At 71.2% G+C, this 16,339-nt stretch carries 17 protein-coding genes; 9 read left to right on the forward strand and 8 right to left on the reverse strand.

What is annotated here, in order from left to right:
- Positions 1-78: 78 nt before the first annotated feature.
- Positions 79-1,593, reverse strand: coding sequence for a tRNA (N6-isopentenyl adenosine(37)-C2)-methylthiotransferase MiaB (gene miaB, locus SZN_RS04020; protein ID WP_043727991.1), 1,515 nt, complete (start codon positions 1,591-1,593; stop codon positions 79-81).
- A gap of 68 nt (positions 1,594-1,661) precedes the next feature.
- A complete protein-coding gene (locus tag SZN_RS04025) occupies positions 1,662-2,066 on the reverse strand; it encodes a pyrophosphohydrolase domain-containing protein (protein ID WP_043728030.1) in 405 nt (134 codons plus the stop codon).
- A 127-nt stretch (positions 2,067-2,193) separates the two neighbouring features.
- Here SZN_RS04025 and SZN_RS04030 point away from each other — a divergent pair, with 127 nt between their 5' ends.
- Positions 2,194-3,195: a TAXI family TRAP transporter solute-binding subunit gene (locus SZN_RS04030; RefSeq protein WP_007491644.1), complete on the forward strand. Its 1,002-nt coding sequence runs from the start codon at positions 2,194-2,196 to the stop codon at positions 3,193-3,195.
- Between the two features lie 6 nt (positions 3,196-3,201).
- On the opposite strand, the gene SZN_RS04035 is transcribed toward SZN_RS04030, so the two are convergent.
- Both SZN_RS04035 and SZN_RS04040 read right to left on the reverse strand, forming a co-directional pair.
- Positions 3,202-4,590 (reverse strand): sensor histidine kinase, encoded by a 1,389-nt coding sequence (locus SZN_RS04035; RefSeq protein WP_007491646.1) that lies wholly within the window; start codon positions 4,588-4,590, stop codon positions 3,202-3,204.
- A gap of 9 nt (positions 4,591-4,599) precedes the next feature.
- Entirely contained in the window at positions 4,600-5,286 is a 687-nt protein-coding gene (locus SZN_RS04040) for a response regulator transcription factor (protein ID WP_007491648.1), read from the reverse strand.
- Positions 5,287-5,572: 286 nt separating this feature from the next.
- Between SZN_RS04040 and SZN_RS04045 the strand changes: the two genes are divergently transcribed.
- The 8 genes from SZN_RS04045 (at position 5,573) to SZN_RS04075 (ending at position 12,099) form a co-directional block, all read left to right on the forward strand.
- Entirely contained in the window at positions 5,573-6,349 is a 777-nt protein-coding gene (locus SZN_RS04045; RefSeq protein WP_007491650.1) for an amino acid ABC transporter ATP-binding protein, read from the forward strand.
- A gap of 81 nt (positions 6,350-6,430) precedes the next feature.
- Positions 6,431-7,273 carry a glutamate ABC transporter substrate-binding protein gene (locus SZN_RS04050; RefSeq protein WP_007491652.1) on the forward strand — a complete coding sequence of 281 codons (843 nt, stop codon included), beginning with the start codon at positions 6,431-6,433 and terminating at the stop codon, positions 7,271-7,273.
- Between the two features lie 99 nt (positions 7,274-7,372).
- On the forward strand, positions 7,373-8,047 hold the full coding sequence (locus SZN_RS04055) for an amino acid ABC transporter permease (protein WP_007491653.1): 675 nt from the start codon (positions 7,373-7,375) through the stop codon (positions 8,045-8,047).
- Positions 8,044-8,952 (forward strand): amino acid ABC transporter permease, encoded by a 909-nt coding sequence (locus SZN_RS04060; protein ID WP_007491654.1) that lies wholly within the window; start codon positions 8,044-8,046, stop codon positions 8,950-8,952. The genes SZN_RS04055 and SZN_RS04060 overlap by 4 nt, the downstream gene beginning before the upstream one ends.
- A gap of 176 nt (positions 8,953-9,128) precedes the next feature.
- Positions 9,129-10,772: an FAD-dependent monooxygenase gene (locus tag SZN_RS04065; protein WP_007491655.1), complete on the forward strand. Its 1,644-nt coding sequence runs from the start codon at positions 9,129-9,131 to the stop codon at positions 10,770-10,772.
- Between the two features lie 90 nt (positions 10,773-10,862).
- Positions 10,863-10,949 (forward strand): putative leader peptide, encoded by an 87-nt coding sequence (locus SZN_RS43320; protein ID WP_313960178.1) that lies wholly within the window; start codon positions 10,863-10,865, stop codon positions 10,947-10,949.
- Between the two features lie 158 nt (positions 10,950-11,107).
- Positions 11,108-11,662 (forward strand): cupin domain-containing protein, encoded by a 555-nt coding sequence (locus SZN_RS04070; RefSeq protein ID WP_007491656.1) that lies wholly within the window; start codon positions 11,108-11,110, stop codon positions 11,660-11,662.
- Positions 11,659-12,099 carry a rhodanese-like domain-containing protein gene (locus tag SZN_RS04075; protein WP_007491657.1) on the forward strand — a complete coding sequence of 147 codons (441 nt, stop codon included), beginning with the start codon at positions 11,659-11,661 and terminating at the stop codon, positions 12,097-12,099. The genes SZN_RS04070 and SZN_RS04075 overlap by 4 nt, the downstream gene beginning before the upstream one ends.
- A 175-nt stretch (positions 12,100-12,274) precedes the next feature.
- On the opposite strand, the gene recX is transcribed toward SZN_RS04075, so the two are convergent.
- The 4 genes from recX to SZN_RS04095 form a co-directional block, all read right to left on the reverse strand.
- On the reverse strand, positions 12,275-13,117 hold the full coding sequence (gene recX, locus SZN_RS38125) for a recombination regulator RecX (protein ID WP_078508431.1): 843 nt from the start codon (positions 13,115-13,117) through the stop codon (positions 12,275-12,277).
- 3 nt (positions 13,118-13,120) lie between these two features.
- Positions 13,121-14,245, reverse strand: coding sequence for a recombinase RecA (recA, locus tag SZN_RS04085; protein WP_043727996.1), 1,125 nt, complete (start codon positions 14,243-14,245; stop codon positions 13,121-13,123).
- Positions 14,246-14,606: 361 nt separating this feature from the next.
- On the reverse strand, positions 14,607-15,962 hold the full coding sequence (locus SZN_RS04090; protein ID WP_007491662.1) for an AI-2E family transporter: 1,356 nt from the start codon (positions 15,960-15,962) through the stop codon (positions 14,607-14,609).
- A 168-nt stretch (positions 15,963-16,130) separates the two neighbouring features.
- Positions 16,131-16,325: a DUF3046 domain-containing protein gene (locus SZN_RS04095; RefSeq protein WP_043728000.1), complete on the reverse strand. Its 195-nt coding sequence runs from the start codon at positions 16,323-16,325 to the stop codon at positions 16,131-16,133.
- Positions 16,326-16,339: the final 14 nt, after the last annotated feature.

Genomic DNA, 16,339 nt, shown 5'->3' on the forward strand with positions numbered 1-16,339 from the left:
CCCAGGACACGCCCGTCCCGGAGACGGGACGGCGGTCCTGTCGGCCGCCCGTCCCGGGGCCGGGCGGGTCGGTCCGCGTCAGTCGACGGCGCAGCCGCCGGTGACCGCCGGCAGCGGCTCGGGCACGCCCACCTTGGGCAGGCCCAGCAGCACACCGGCCGGCTGGACCCGGCCGGCGGCGTTGCGCTTCTCCCAGGCGTCACCCGCGCGCGTGCGGCGCACCTCCAGGACGGCTCCCTCGGCGAGCAGGTGGTGCGGGGCGGCGTAGGTGATCTCGACGGTCACGACGTCACCGGGGCGGACCTCCTGGTCCGGCTTGGCGAAGTGCACGAGGCGGTTGTCGGGCGCGCGCCCCGACAGACGGCGGGTGGCGTCGTCCTTGCGGCCCTCGCCCTCGGCGACCATCAGCTCCAGCGTGCGGCCGACCTGCCCCCGGTTCTCCTCCCAGGAGATCTCCTCCTGGAGGGCCACGAGGCGCTCGTAGCGGGCCTGGACGACCTGCTTGGGGATCTGGTCCTCCATGGTGGCCGCGGGGGTGCCGGGCCGCTTGGAGTACTGGAAGGTGAACGCCTGTGCGAAGCGCGCCTCGCGCACGACGTGCAGCGTCTGCTCGAAGTCCTCCTCGGTCTCGCCGGGGAAGCCCACGATGATGTCGGTGGTGATCGCCGCGTGCGGGATGGCGGCGCGGACCTTCTCGATGATCCCCAGGTAGCGCTCCTGACGGTAGGAGCGGCGCATCGCCTTCAGGACCGTGTCCGAGCCGGACTGGAGCGGCATGTGCAGCTGCGGCATCACGTTGGGCGTCTCGGCCATCGCCGCGATCACGTCGTCGGTGAAGTCGCGCGGGTGCGGCGAGGTGAAGCGGACCCGCTCCAGGCCGTCGATCGCGCCGCAGGCCCGCAGCAGCTTGCCGAACGCCTCGCGGTCGCCGATGTCGGAACCGTAGGCGTTGACGTTCTGGCCGAGCAGGGTGATCTCGCTGACGCCCTCGGCGACCAGGGCCTCGACCTCGGCGAGGATGTCGCCGGTACGGCGGTCCTTCTCCTTGCCGCGCAGGGCGGGGACGATGCAGAAGGTGCAGGTGTTGTTGCAGCCGACGGAGATCGAGACCCAGGCGGCGTACGCGCTCTCGCGCCGGGTCGGCAGCGTCGACGGGAACGCCTCCAGCGACTCGGCGATCTCGACCTGCGCCTCCTCCTGCACGCGCGCGCGTTCCAGCAGGACGGGCAGCTTGCCGATGTTGTGCGTGCCGAAGACGACGTCGACCCAGGGCGCGCGCCGGACGATGGTGTCGCGGTCCTTCTGCGCGAGGCAGCCGCCGACCGCGATCTGCATCCCGGGCCGCCGCGTCTTCATGGGGGCGAGATGGCCGAGGTTGCCGTACAGCTTGTTGTCGGCGTTCTCGCGGACGGCGCAGGTGTTGAAGACGACGACGTCAGCGTCGCCGTTCGCGCCCTCGGGTGCGCGCACGTAACCGGCGTCCTCGAGCAGCCCCGACAATCGCTCCGAGTCGTGGACGTTCATCTGGCACCCGTAGGTGCGCACCTCGTAAGTCTTCACGCCCACTGCCTGGCTCCGGTCGCTGCTGCTCATGGGACAAGGGTATGCGGTCGTACGAATCCCTCGTCCCTGTGTTTCGGGCGGGCGGGGCACCCCCGCGGCTACCTGGCGGCGCCCGCCCACCCCTGTCCGCGCAGCACCGCGCAGACGTCCGGCGCCTCGTAGTGCTCGCCCTTGAGGACCTTGCCGTCGGCCCTGCGGGCGACCTGTCCGTCCGGGCCCAGCTTGGTCATGTTGGAGCGGTGGATCTCGGCCAGCACGGCGTCCAGGTCGATGCCGTGGACCAGGGCCGTCCCGTACGCGACGTAGACGACGTCCGCCAGCTCGTGCGCGAGCCGGTCGAGCGGGCCGCTGACGGCCACCTCGGCGACCTCCGCCGCCTCCTCGGCGAGCAGTTCCCCGCGGTGCGCGGCGAGTCCCGGGGCGACCTCCGTCGGCCGGGTGCGGGCGTCGAGGCCGAACGCGCGGTGGAACTCACGGACCAGGTCGGCGGGCGAGGAACTCATACGGCCGACTGTAGCGGCCGGGTCGGACAGCGCGGTGTCCGCGCCGGAGGCCCCCGGCGGCATCCTCCGGCGGCCCTGTGACCCCGGCCCTGGTCAGCGGCCCGGACCGACTGGCAGGATCTCCGCCATGGCCAGCGCACCGACCCGCATCCGTCTCCGCAGGCGCCACGTCCTGCGGGGCGGGGCCGCCGGGGCCGTGGCCCTGGGGCTGCTGCTGTGGTGGGTCCTGCCCCTGGGCGAGGCGCCGCCGAGCGGGACGATCACTTTCAGCACCGGCACGCGCGCGGGTGTGTACCAGGAGTACGGCGAGCTGCTGCGCAAGGAGCTGGCCAAGGACATGCCGCGGCTGGAGGTGCGGCTGCTGACGAGCGACGGCTCGCAGGAGAACGTCGAGCGCGTGGCCACCGGCAAGGCCGACTTCACGATCGCCGCCGCCGACGCCGTGGACACGTTCAGGATCGGCGGCAAGCCGGTCCAGAGCCGGCTGCGCGGTGTCGCCCGCCTGTACGACGACTACGTGCAGCTCGTCGTCCCGCCGGACTCGGACATCCGGTCGGTCGCCGACCTCAAGGGCAAGCGGGTGGCCATCGGGCTGCCGAACTCCGGGGTGCGGCTGATCGCCACGCGCGTGCTGGAGGCGGCCGGGATCGACCCGGAGAAGGACATCACCCCCCGGTCGGACGGCATCGACACCGGCCCCGGGCGCCTCGGCAAGGAGCTCGACGCGTTCTTCTGGTCGAGCGGGGTGCCGACGGACGGGCTGGCGAAGATCGCGGAGACGTCCTCGTTCCGTTTCGTGCCGATCGACGCGAGGCTCGTCGCCAAGGTGCACGCCCAGGGGGACGCGGCGCAGTTCTACCGGGCGACCAACATGCCGGAGTCGGCCTACCCGACGGTCCAGAACGGCGACACCGTGCCGACGATCGCCGTCTCCAACCTGCTGATCACCCGCAAGGACATGGATCCCCGGCTCACCGAGTGGCTGACCCGGACGGTGATCAGGAGCCGCGACCGGATCGGCGACCAGGTGCACTCCGCGCAGCTCGTCGACGTGCGGACGGCGATCTACACCGATCCGCTGGACCTGCACGAGGGCGCTCGCGGCTACTACCGCTCGGTCAAGCCGTAGGGCCGCTCAGGAGGCCGGGCCCGACCTCGGGACCGTCACGGTCACCCGGAGTCCGTGCGGCTCGTGGCGGCCGTACGAGATCGCGCCGCCGCCCGCCGCGAGCAGGGCCCGCGAGATGGACAGGCCGAGGCCGGACCCCTTGATGTTCTGGTGGCGGCCGCTGCGCCAGAAGCGGTCGCCCACGCGCGCGAGTTCCTCGTCGGTGAGGCCGGGGCCGCGGTCGGCGACCGTGATCGTCGACGCGGTGCCGGTGGACTCGACGGTGACCTCGACGCTCTGGTCGCGCGGCGTGAACTTGACCGCGTTGTCGATCACCGCGTCCAGCGCGCTGGACAGCGCCACCGGATCGGCCCAGGCGGTGGTCGCCGGGCAGGCGCCGCGCAGGCTCACCCCCTTGGCCTCGGCGGTCGGCGACCAGGCCGCGACGCGCTCCGCGGCCAGCGCGCCCACGTCGGTGAGCCGCAGGTCGGCCTCGGTGTGCTCGGCCAGGGCCAGGTCCAGCAGGTCGTCCAGCACCTGGGCCAGCCGCTTGCCCTCGGCCTGCACCGAGGCGATCTCCTGGTTGCCCTCGGGCAGTTCGAAGGCGAGCAGTTCGATGCGCAGCAGGAGCGCCGCGAGCGGGTTGCGCAGCTGGTGGGAGGCGTCCGCGACGAACGCGCGCTGCTGCTCCAGGACGTCCTCCACGTTGTCCGCCATCTCGTTGAACGAGCGGGCCAGCCGGCGCAGCTCCGGGGGCCCGCTGGCCACCGCGACGCGGGACTTCAGCCGGCCGCTGGCGATCTCGTGCGTGGTCACGTCCAGCACGCGCACGGGCCGCAGCACCCAGCCGGTCAGCCGCAGGGCGGCGCCGACGGCCACCAGCATCGCGGCCGTCAGCCCGGCGCCGACGAGCAGCCAGCCGTCGAGGATCCGCGACCGCATCTGCCCCGTGGGCGAGTCGGTGACGACGACCGCGACGACGTCGCCGTCCCGGATGACCGGCGAGGCGATCACGAGCCGCCCCCGCTGTCCGGGCCACACCTGCTCGGGGTCGTGGCTGCGCCTGCTGAGCAGCGACTCCTCGAACGCGTCGCGCACCTCGCCGGCGCCCGGCAGGAACCAGGTCGCGGGACCGCTGGCCAGGGGCGTGTCGTTGGGCAGGAAGACGCCCGCGCGGATGCCGTAGACCTCGTAGTAGCTCTCCAGCTCGCTGCTGAGGACGCGCCGCTCGTCGCGGGTGCTGCCGGCGTCGGCCGCGGGCCGCGCGATCGCCGCGAAGTACGCGGTGTCGTCGATCCGGTCCATGACGACGTTCTGCTGCTGCGCCGCGGCCAGGCTGACGGAGAGCGGCACGCCGAGCGCCAGCAGTACGGCCGCCATCAGGACGATGAGCAGCGGGAGGAGCCGGGTGCGCACCCTGCCCCGCTACGCGGCCGGGGCGACGAGCCGGTAGCCCACGCCGCGGACGGTCTCGATCAGCGCCGGCATGCGCAGCTTGGCGCGCAGGGAGGCCACATGCACCTCAAGGGTGCGCCCGGTCCCCTCCCAGCTCGTGCGCCACACCTCGCTGATGATCTGCTCGCGGCGGAAGACCACGCCGGGGCGCTGGGCGAGCAGGGCGAGCAGGTCGAACTCCTTGCGGGTCAGCTGGACGACCGAGCCGTCGACGCTGACCTGGCGGGTGGGCAGTTCGATGTGGACGGCGCCGAGCCGCAGCATCCCCTCGGTGCCGCTCCCGGCGTCCTCCTGGACGGTGCGCCGGCTGACGGCGTGGATGCGGGCGAGCAGCTCACCGGTGTCGTACGGCTTCACCACGTAGTCGTCGGCCCCGAGGTTGAGGCCGTGGATGCGCGAGCGGACGTCGGACCGCGCGGTCACCATGATCACCGGGGTGGCGGTGCGCTTGCGGATCTTGCCGCAGACCTCGTAGCCGTCCTGGTCGGGCAGGCCGAGGTCGAGGAGGACGACCCCGAAGCCGTCGGCCTCGGGGACGAGTGCCTGAAGGGCCTCTTCGCCGCTGCGCGCGTGCGTGACGTCGAAGCCGTGCCGCGCCAGAACCGCGGACAGTGCTGCGGCGACGTGGTTGTCGTCCTCGACGAGGAGCAGTCTCACCCCGGCCTCCTTCGGTTCACCGGCCGTACGGTTCGAACGTGTACACAGTGCGTACACGCGCGCGTGCATCAAGAGAGTCACGCTGATGGACGAGGACGCCGTCAAGGGGGTTCCGGTTGCGGGCGGCTTCCGTTATCCAGCCGGTACGCGCCCGGCCGTCACGAGCTACGACACGTGTCCGATTGCTATCGGATCGTGATGCTCAGATTCACCTCAGAACTGATGACGCAGGTCGCATGCGGTTACTACTGTCCTCCGAAACCGAGGAGGACGGAGCCTTACAGCGATGACCGAAGTATCGGTGGCCAAGGTGGACGCGGCCGCGACCGGCGACCTGGTCGTCCTGAAGAACGTCGACAAGCACTTCGGCGCTTTGCACGTACTGCAGGACATCGATCTGACGATCACCCGCGGTGAGGTCGTCGTGGTCATCGGGCCCTCCGGGTCCGGTAAGTCCACTCTGTGCCGCACCATCAACCGCCTTGAGACGATCGACTCCGGCACGATCACCATCGACGGCAAGCCGCTGCCGCAGGAGGGCAAGGAGCTGGCCCGGCTGCGCGCGGACGTCGGGATGGTCTTCCAGTCCTTCAACCTTTTCGCGCACAAGACCGTGCTCGAGAACGTGATGCTGGGGCAGATCAAGGTCCGCAAGGCGGACAAGAAGAAGGCCGAGGAGAAGGCCCGCTCCCTGCTCGACCGGGTGGGCGTCGCCAGCCAGGCCGAGAAGTACCCCGCCCAGCTCTCCGGTGGCCAGCAGCAGCGTGTGGCCATCGCCCGGGCGCTGGCCATGGACCCCAAGGTCATGCTGTTCGACGAGCCGACGTCGGCTCTCGACCCGGAGATGATCAACGAGGTCCTGGAGGTCATGCAGCAGCTCGCCCGTGACGGCATGACCATGATCGTCGTCACCCATGAGATGGGCTTCGCCCGCTCGGCCGCCAACCGGGTGGTCTTCATGGCCGACGGCAAGATCGTCGAAGAAGCCGTGCCGGACCAGTTCTTCAGCAACCCGCGCAGTGACCGCGCCAAGGACTTCCTGTCCAAGATCCTGCACCACTGACGGACTGCGTCACGCACCCGACGACCTGCGTCACCACCCCCTGAGGGGACGCATCTCTTCATCACGCAAAGGATGTTCACCATGAAGCTCCGCAAGGCCTCCGCCGCGGTCGCCGCCGCCCTCGTCCTCTCGGTCACCGCCACCGCGTGCGGCGGTGACAGCAGCAAGGACAGCGGTTCGGGTTCCGGTGGCGGCGGCAAGATCAAGATCGGTATCAAGTACGACCAGCCCGGCCTGGGGCTGAAGGAGCCGGGCGGCTCGTTCGCCGGATTCGACGTGGACGTGGCGACGTACGTGGCCAAGGAGCTCGGCTACGGTCCCGACAAGATCGAGTGGGTCGAGACCAAGAGCGCCGACCGCGAGAACGCCCTGGCCCGCGGCGACGTCAAGATGATCGCGGCGACGTACTCGATCACCGACGAGCGCAAGCAGAAGGTGGACTTCGCCGGCCCGTACCTGCTGGCCCACCAGGACCTGCTCCTCAAGGCGGACTCGGACATCGCCGAGGGCACCGACCTCAACGGCAAGAACCTGTGTTCCGTCGCAGGCTCGACCTCGGCGCAGAACGTCAAGGACTCGATCGCCCCGAAGGCCAACCTCAAGCAGTACAGCGGCTACTCCGAGTGCATCGCCGCCCTGCAGAGCGGCGCAGTGGACGCGGTGACCACCGACGACTCGATCCTCGCGGGCTTCGCCGCGCAGAGCCAGTACAAGGGCAAGTTCAAGCTCGCCGGCCTCAAGCTGAGCAACGAGAACTACGGCATCGGCGTCAAGAAGGGCGACTCCGCGACCCTGGACAAGATCAACAAGGCCCTGGAGAAGATGGTCAAGGACGGCGCCTGGGACAAGGCGGTCCAGGACAACTTCGGTCCGGCCAACTACAAGAACGAGCCCGCGCCGAAGATCGGCAACGTCGTCAAGTAGCGCGAGCGTCCCCCACCGGCGTGCCGTCGCCGACCGCGATCAAGGCGACGGCACGCCGCGCTGTCCACGTTCCTCACCCACCCGGAAGCGCGGGAGATCGTGTTCGACTTTCTTTCTGACTATGACGACCCCACCCTGCTGGGCGCCTTCTGGGTGACGATCAAGCTCACCCTGTTCTCCGGCGTCGGCTCCCTGGTCTGGGGCACCCTTCTGGCAGCCATGCGTGTCAGCCCGGTCCCGCTGATGCGCGGTTTCGCAACCGTGTACGTGAACGTCGTCCGGAACATCCCCCTGACGGTCATCATCCTCTTCACCTCGCTCGGCCTGGCCGACATCTTCGGGGTGACGATGGGGTCCGACATCTTCAAGACCCGGGACTTCCGGCTCGCCGTGCTCGGACTCGTCGCCTACACCGCGGCGTTCGTCTGCGAGGCGATCCGCTCCGGCATCAACACCGTCCCGCTCGGACAGGCCGAGGCGGCCCGTGCGATCGGCCTGAACTTCACCCAGACGCTGCGGCTCATCGTGCTGCCGCAGGCGTTCCGCGCGGTCATCGGCCCCCTGGCCAACGTGCTGATCGCCTTGACCAAGAACACCACGGTGGCGGCCGCGATCGGTGTGGCGGAAGCGGCGCTGCTGATGAAGGAAATGATCGAGAACGAGGCTCAGACAGTGCTCATCGCGGCCGTCTTCGCCTTCGGCTTCGTGGTACTGACCCTGCCCACCGGCCTCTTCCTCGGCTGGCTCAGCAAGCGACTGGCGGTGAAGCGATGAGCTCGGTCCTGTACGACACCCCGGGCCCCCGCGCCAAGCGGCGCAACGTCCTGCTCTCGGTCGTCTTCGTCGTCCTGATCGTCGCCCTGGTGTGGTGGGTCTGGAAGACGATGGACGACAAGGGCCAGCTCGACTGGGCCCTGTGGAAGCCCTTCACCCAGTCCGAGGCCTGGTCGACCTATCTGTGGCCCGGCCTGCTCAACACGCTGAAGGCGGCGGCGCTCGCCATGGTGATCGCCCTCCCGCTGGGCGCCGCCTTCGGCATCGCACGGATGTCCGACCACAAGTGGGTGCGGGTACCCGCGGGCGTGGTGGTCGAGCTCTTCCGGGCCATCCCGGTGCTGCTGCTGATGCTGTTCGCCAACGAGTTCTACGTCCGCTCCACGGGCATCCCGAGCAACGAACGGCCCCTGTACGCGGTGGTCACCGGCCTGGTCCTCTACAACGCCTCGGTGCTCGCCGAGGTCGTGCGCGCGGGCATCCTGGCCCTCCCCAAGGGCCAGACCGAGGCGGCCCACGCCATCGGTCTGCGCAAGGGCCAGACCATGACGGCGATCCTGCTCCCGCAGGCGGTCACCGCGATGCTGCCGGCCATCGTCAGCCAGCTCGTGGTGATCGTGAAGGACACGGCGCTCGGCGGTGTGATGATCGGCTTCACCGAGCTGCTGAACTCGCGCCAGACCCTGGCGGCCTTCTACGGCAACGTCATCCCGAGCTTCGTCGTCGTCGCCGCCGTCTTCATCCTCCTGAACTTCGTCCTCACCAGCTTCGCGAGCTGGCTGGAGCAGCGGCTGCGGCGCAGCAAGCGCAGCACGGGCGCGGTGCTCGGCGCCGAGGACATGGAGGAGCTGAACCCGGCGGCCACCGGAGGCACCTACGGGGCCGGCGCGGGCGGGAAGACCTGACGTCACGTCATATCGCTTGAGCCGACGGAGGGCAGTGGCATGATCGCCACTGCCCTTCATCACTTGACGCAAACACTGGCAATGGGTTGCATACGTTCTGTGATCGTGCACCCTGCTCCCACGTTCTGTTCACCCGCGTCCCCCGGGGCACCGCTGCGGGCAGGGGGCGCCGCGCCGTGGACCCGGTGATCATCGTCGGGGCGGGACCCGTCGGGCTCACGCTCGCCCTGGCCCTGGCCCGCCAGGAGGTGCCGTCCGTCGTCCTGGACGAGGGCCCCGGCAAGGACGAACCCCGTCTCGCGCGTACCGTCGTCCTGCGCGAGGACACCACCGCGCTCCTCGAACGCCTGACCGGGTCGCCCGTCGCCCGCGCCGGGACCCGCTGGGCCGGATGGCGGTCGATGCGGCGCAAGCAGGTGATGCGCGAGGTCTCCTTCGGCGACGCCCCGGACGGGCCCGAACACCTCACCGGCCCCGCTCCGCTGCACATCGCCCAGCACGTGCTGACCGGCGCCCTGCGCGCCGCCCTCGTGAACGAGCCGCTGGTGAAGGTCTGCGTCGACAGCCGGCTGGACGCCCTGGAGCAGGAACGCTCCGGCATCACGGCCCACACCCGCGGCCCCAAGGGCACCTGGTGGCGCGGCAGTTACGTGGTCGGCTGCGACGGCCCCCGCTCGACCGTGCGCAAGCTCCAGGACATCCGCTTCCCCGGTCGAACGGCCGTCGAACGACACGCCGTGGCCGCACTGCGCGTGGAACTTCCCTGGGAGGGCCGCGCGTTGCTCCACCGGATGCCGCCGTGGCGGACGTCCGGCCCCTCGGGCGGGGAGGTGACCGGGCGCCCGCTGCCGGAAGGGGTGTGGCGTCTGGACTGGCTGCTGCCGCCGGGCAAGGACCTCGTCACCCCCGAGCTGCTGGTGGGCCATGTCCGGGAGACGCTCGGCGGGTGGACCGACGGCCCGACACCGTCGTACGAACTCCTCGACACCGGTGTGCACACGGTCCACCACCGCCTGGCCCGCCGCTGGCGCGTGGGGCGGGTCTTCCTCGCCGGGGACGCGGCCCACTGCCTCGGCGCGCTCGGTACGCACGGGCTGGACGAAGGGCTGCGGGACGCCGACAACCTCGCCTGGAAGCTGGCCCCGGCCTGGCACCACGGGCCGCACGAGGCGCTGCTCGACAGCTACCAGAGCGAGCGGCGCGCGGTCGTCGCCGCCCGGCTGCGGGCCGCCGACCAGGCCCTGCCGCTGCTGCGGCCCGGCAGCGGCCTGCGCGCGTACGTCCCCGGCTCGACCCGGGGGCACGACGCGCTGCTGACGGACGGCCACCTGGGACAGGGGGCGATCGGCGCCCCCGGGACGTACGCCGGCTCACCGCTCGCGCCGGGCGCCCTGGAGGGTGAGGTGCCCGTGGACACCCCGCGCGGGGCGCCCGTCGCCGACGTACGGGTCACCGCGGAGGACGGTTCCTTCGTACAGCTGCGCGACCGGCTCGGGCGTGGCGCGCTGCTGGTCCTGCTGATCGCCCCGGGCACGGGTGTGTGGGAGCGCAAGCACTGGGCGACGGCCGGGATCATGCCCCGGCTCGCGGCGGCGGTGACGGCGCTGCCCTACCGGGCCGAGTTGCTGGTCGCCGAGAGCTACCCCGGGGCGGCCGCGCACTCGGTCCTGCTGGTGCGGCCCGACGGCCACCTCGTCACGGCGCTGAGCGGGGTGCGGCCCGCCGATCTGTACGCGGCCGCCGAGGCCGTCCTGGGCGGACCGGTGAAGGCACCCGCCGAGGCCGCCGCGCAGGCCGGCGCCGCGGCCGGCTCGCGCTGACCGCCGCCCGCGTCGCGCTCGCTGTCACCGTGCGGTCCGCATGGTGACAGCGAGTTGACCGGCTCGTACCGGCGTGGTCTACTCCGGACCGTGACCGACACCTGTGTACGCCTGTGGCGGAGGGTCCACATGGACCTCGTCCGCTACGCGGGCTGCGTGTGTCGCCCGTCCTGCTGAACTCGCATCCCCCTTTTCCGCCGTGCGCCGCCAGTCGCCGACTGCGCCGTCGCGCGCGCTCTTCGCGAACTTCTCCAGGACGGTGCCCCTTGTCTGTCCCCTCTCTCACCGCCGCGACTGCCGCCTCCCAGCCGGATTCCGCGGCGGCTTCCGTGCGGATGGCCGTCGCCTCCGGAACGGCTTCCGTCCCGGCCGGCGCGGCGGTTCCCGCACCGGCTTCCGAGCCGACCCAGGCGGATCTCCTCGACTTCGCGCGGCGCACGGCCGCCGACACCGAACTGATCGCCTCACTCCCGCTCGACCCCGAGGGCCGCACCTGGGTACGGCTCGACGGTCCCGGTGGCAGCGAGGCGTGGCTGATCGGCTGGCCACCCGGGACGGGCACCGGCTGGCACGACCACGCGGAGTCCGTGGGGGCGTTCGTCACGGCGTCCGGTGAACTCAGGGAGCACTCCCTCGCCGTCCGGCTGCCCGCCGACGGCTGGAAGACGCTCGAACTGCACGAGGACGTCGACCGCTCACGTCTGCTGCCGGCCGGCAAGGGGCGTTCCTTCGGCCGTCATCATGTCCACGAGGTCCTCAACGAGTCCTCCGACCGGCACGCTGTCTCCGTACACGCCTACTACCCGCCCCTGCCGCGGATCCGCCGCTTCAGCCGCAGCGGGCCGGTCCTGCGACTGGAGCAGGTGGAGAGCCCGGAGGACTGGCAGTGAGCGCGCACGAGACCGGCCCGGACGCGGACTTCCCGGGTGAACGGCCCGTCGGCATCGACGAGTTGCTGGAGCGGGTGCGCTCCGGCTACGAGCGGATAGCGGCGCCGGACGCGTACGAGGCCGCGCGGGGCGGCGAGGCCCTGCTGGTCGACATCCGGTACGCGGCGCTGCGCGAGCGGGACGGACTGATCCCCGGCGCCCTCGTCATCGAGCGCAACGAGGTGGAGTGGCGGCTCGATCCGCAGGGCAGCCACCGCGTCCCCGAGGCCACCGGTCACGCGCTGCGCGTCGTGGTGTTCTGCAACGAGGGGTACGCGTCGAGCCTGGCCGTCGAATCGCTGCGGCGCCTGGGGCTGTACCGGGCCACGGATCTGATCGGCGGATTCCAGGCGTGGCGGGCGCTGGGCCTGCCGGTGACACCGGAGTCCGCGCACTGACGTCGCGCGCACGTCCCCGGACGTCGCGCCTCCTCAAGGGCCCGGTCCGCACCGGAGGGTCGCCTCCGTACTCGTGGTTCCTCATCGGGGGCTCGGTTCCGGACGCGATGGGCGCCCCCGCGCGTCCACCGTGTCCGGGCCGGCGCCCTCCGTCCGATCCCGGCCCTCGCCGGCGTCAGAATCCCTCGTCCCCCAGGAACTCCGTCTCCTCGCCCTCCTCCTCCAGGGCCTGCCGGACCACGCGCAGGGCCATGCCCTCGGGATAGCCCTTGCGGGCCAGCATCCCCGCGAGCCGCCGCAGCCGCTTGTCGCGGTCCAGCCCGCGTGTGGAGCGCAGTTTGCGGGCGACGAGGTCGCGTGCGGTCGCCTCCTCCTGCTCGGAGTCGAGCTGGGCTACGGCCGTGTCGATCAGTGCGGAGTCGACGCCCTTGGTGCGCAGCTCCTGGACGAGCGCGCGCCGGGCGAGCCCCCGGGAGTGGTGCCGGGACTCCACCCAGGCGTCCGCGAACGCGCTGTCGTCGATGAGGCCGGCCTCCTCGAACCGCGACAGCACCTCCTCGGCGGCGTCGTCCGGGATCTCCCGCTTGCGCAGGGCGTCCGCGAGCTGTCTGCGTGTGCGCGGGGTCCCGGTGAGCAGGCGCAGGCAGATCGCCCGTGCCCGCTCCACCGGGTCCCCTGGGGGCGTCCCCTCCTCGGCCCTCGACGAGGAAGAGGCGCCTCCGTCCTCACCGGACGGCTCCGTGTGCCCGCGTCTGCGGCGCCCTCGGGTGCCACCCGGACCGTCCGTGCCCCGGGTCCCGCCGCGTGCGCGGCGCGAACCGCCCCGAGAGCCGCCGGCCCCGTACGCCGAGCCGCCCTCACGCCGTGCCTCGCTGTCGTGTCCCCCGTCCGTTTCCTGGGCCGCGCCCTCTCCCCGGGCATGCGTGCCCGGGTCGGAGAAGCCCTCGTCACCGCTGCCCCGCCCCCGGGGGGTCTCCGGGGAGAAGGTGTACTCGGCCCAGTCCGTTCGCCGTGTCACGGATCAGCTCTTGGCCGCCGCGGCCTTGGTCTTCGCCGCCTTGGCCGCCGGGGCGGGCACCGTCTTCGCGGCGTCGTCCGCGGGGGCGGAGCCGGCCGCGTCCGCGCCCGGCTCGGCCGCCGGCTCCTCCGGCCGCACGCCGACGCCCAGCTTCTCCTTGATCTTCTTCTCGATCTCGTTGGCCAGGTCGGGGTTGTCCTTCAGGAAGTTGCGCGCGTTCTCCTTGCCCTGGCCGAGCTGGTCGCCCTCGTACGTGTACCAGGCGCCGGCCTTGCGGACGAAGCCGTGCTCCACGCCCATGTCGATCAGGCCGCCCTCACGGCTGATGCCCTGGCCGTAGAGGATGTCGAACTCGGCCTGCTTGAAGGGGGGCGCGACCTTGTTCTTGACGACCTTGCAGCGGGTGCGGTTGCCGACGGCGTCGGTGCCGTCCTTCAGGGTCTCGATGCGGCGGATGTCGATACGCACCGAGGCGTAGAACTTCAGCGCGCGGCCACCGGTCGTGGTCTCCGGCGAGCCGAACATCACGCCGATCTTCTCGCGGAGCTGGTTGATGAAGATCGCGGTGGTCTTCGACTGGTTGAGTGCGCTGGTGATCTTCCGCAGGGCCTGGCTCATCAGACGGGCCTGGAGACCGACGTGGCTGTCGCCCATCTCGCCCTCGATCTCCGCGCGCGGGACGAGCGCGGCGACGGAGTCGATGACGATGAGGTCGAGCGCTCCGGAGCGGACCAGCATGTCCACGATCTCCAGGGCCTGCTCGCCGTTGTCCGGCTGGGACAGGATCAGGTTGTCGATGTCGACGCCGAGCTTCTTCGCGTACTCGGGGTCGAGGGCGTGCTCGGCGTCCACGAAGGCGACCTGGCCGCCGGCCTTCTGGGCGTTCGCCACCGCGTGCAGGGTCAGCGTGGTCTTGCCGGAGGACTCCGGTCCGTAGATCTCGACGACACGGCCGCGTGGCAGGCCGCCGACGCCGAGGGCCACGTCGAGCGCGGTCGACCCGGTCGAGATGACCTCGATGGGCTCCATCGACCGCTCGCCCATGCGCATGACCGCGCCTTTGCCGAATTGTCGTTCAATCTGTGCGAGTGCGGCTTCGAGAGCCTTCTCGCGGTCGGTTCCTGCCATGGGTTCCACCCGGTTTGCTTGAGTCGATCGCTTCACGTCAAAGACGCTAACGCCTGCCACTGACAATGCGCCCCGACGCCCGTCCAGCCTGTGGATAACTCGGGTACTTCTCCGTAGAAAACCAGGCGAACCACCCGCTGCGCACCCTGCCGGAGCTTCCATAAGAATGGATGTTCGATTTTTGTGTCAAGCGCACCACGCGACACTCGCGGGGGTGATGTGGGGGCCCGGGACGGGCCCGGACTCCCCCGGCGGCCCGCATCCGACGTCCCGTTTCCGGGACGTTGCCGGAGGTCACCGCCCCCGTCTGCGGCCCGGCCTTCGCCTGCCCCCGGCCGTCCGGCCGTGACGGGCGTCCGTCTCAGGCGGAGCCGCCGCCGGAGCCGTTGGAGCCGTTGGAGCCGCCGGAGCCGTTGGAGTCCGGATCAGTCCCGGTGCCCGAACCGGGGTCCCGACCGGGCTCGGTGTCCGGACCGGGCTTGGAGCCCCGTCCGGGTCTGGGGTCCGGGCCCGAGGCGGCGTCCGGGTCGGAATCCGGTCCGGGCCGGGGCTCCGGGCCAGGTCCGGGCTCGGGTCGCGGCCTCGGCTCCGGCCGTGCCGCTCCCGGTACGTGATACCACAGCGTGCGTACGCGGACGACCAGACCGCGGCCCGCGGCCCGCACCCGGTGCCCGTGCACACGCGGGTCGTCCGTGACGTCGTACCGCTTCACGTACGCCCCCAGGAACGCCTGGAGCGTGGCGACAGCCGGAATGGCGATCAGCGCGCCCACCGCGCCGAGGAGGGCGGTGCCCGCGATGACCGACCCGAAGGCCACGGCGGGGTGGATGTCGACGGTCTTGGAGGTCAGCTTGGGCTGGAGCATGTAGTTCTCGAACTGCTGGTAGACCACGACGAACACCAGCACCCACAGCGCGTACCAGGGAGCGACGGTGAACGCGATCAGCATGGGCAGGGCACCCGCGAGATAGGTGCCGATGGTGGGGATGAACTGCGAGACCAGGCCCACCCACACCGCGAGCACGGGCGCGTACGGCACATCGAGGCTCGCCAGCAGGATGTAGTGCGCGATGCCGGAGACGAGCGCCATCAGTCCGCGTGAGTACAGGTAGCCGCCGGTCTTGATGACGGCGATCTCCCACGCGCGCAGCACCTCGGCCTGCCGGGCCGGCGGCAGCACGGAGCACAGTGCCCGGCGCAGTCGCGGGCCGTCCGCGGCGAAGTAGAACGAGAACAGCGTGATCGTCAGCAGTTGGAAGAGCCCGCCGAGGACCTGGGCGGACACGTCGAGGACGCCGGTGGCGCTGTTCTGCACGTAGTTGCGCAGCCAGTCGGAGCGGAGCAGCCCCTCCTGGACGTCGACACGGCGCAGTTCGGTGTTGAAGTGCCCGTTGATCCAGTTGATGACGGAGTCGAGGTACTGCGGGAAGTCCTCGACGATCTTGATGATCTGGCCCGCGAGCATGGACCCCAGCAGGGTCACGAACCCGGCGGCGATCACCATCACGGCGAGGAAGACGGTGGCCGTGGCCAGTCCCCGGCGCAGTCCGCGCGACGCCATCCAGCTCACCGCGGGCTCGATGGCGAGGGCAAGGAAGAACGCGATGAGGATGTTGATCAGCAACCCGGTGAGCTGGTGGAACGCCCAGCTGCCCAGCTGGAACGCGCCGACGAGCGTCAACGCCAGCACCATGGCGCGCGGCAGCCAGCGCGGCATGCGGGAACCGGGCCCGGCGCCACCCTCGCCCGGGGGCGGAAGGGGCGGCGTCGTGCCGAACGGGGACCCGTGCCGGGCGAGCGGCCCGGTCTCGTCAGTGCTTGCCACGGAGCAAGTCTCGCCCACCCCGCCGACAATCGGGCCTGGTCGTGCGGTGTTCGGTACAGGTCAACGCCGCTCCCCCGGAACGTTCATGACGTCGCAGACCACACGCCACACGTCCTTGGTGTCCCAGCCCGCTTCCAGCGCCTCGTTCACCGTGCGCCCGCCCAGTTCCGCCATCACGTGATCGCGCGCGAAGGTGTCCGAGTGCCCCGGACCGAAGTGGTCCGCCATCCGCTGCCAGAAGACCGTCAACCGCATGCGTCCAGTATCCC

It is taken from the genome of Streptomyces zinciresistens K42 (assembly GCF_000225525.1).
GTDB lineage: Bacteria > Actinomycetota > Actinomycetes > Streptomycetales > Streptomycetaceae > Streptomyces > Streptomyces zinciresistens.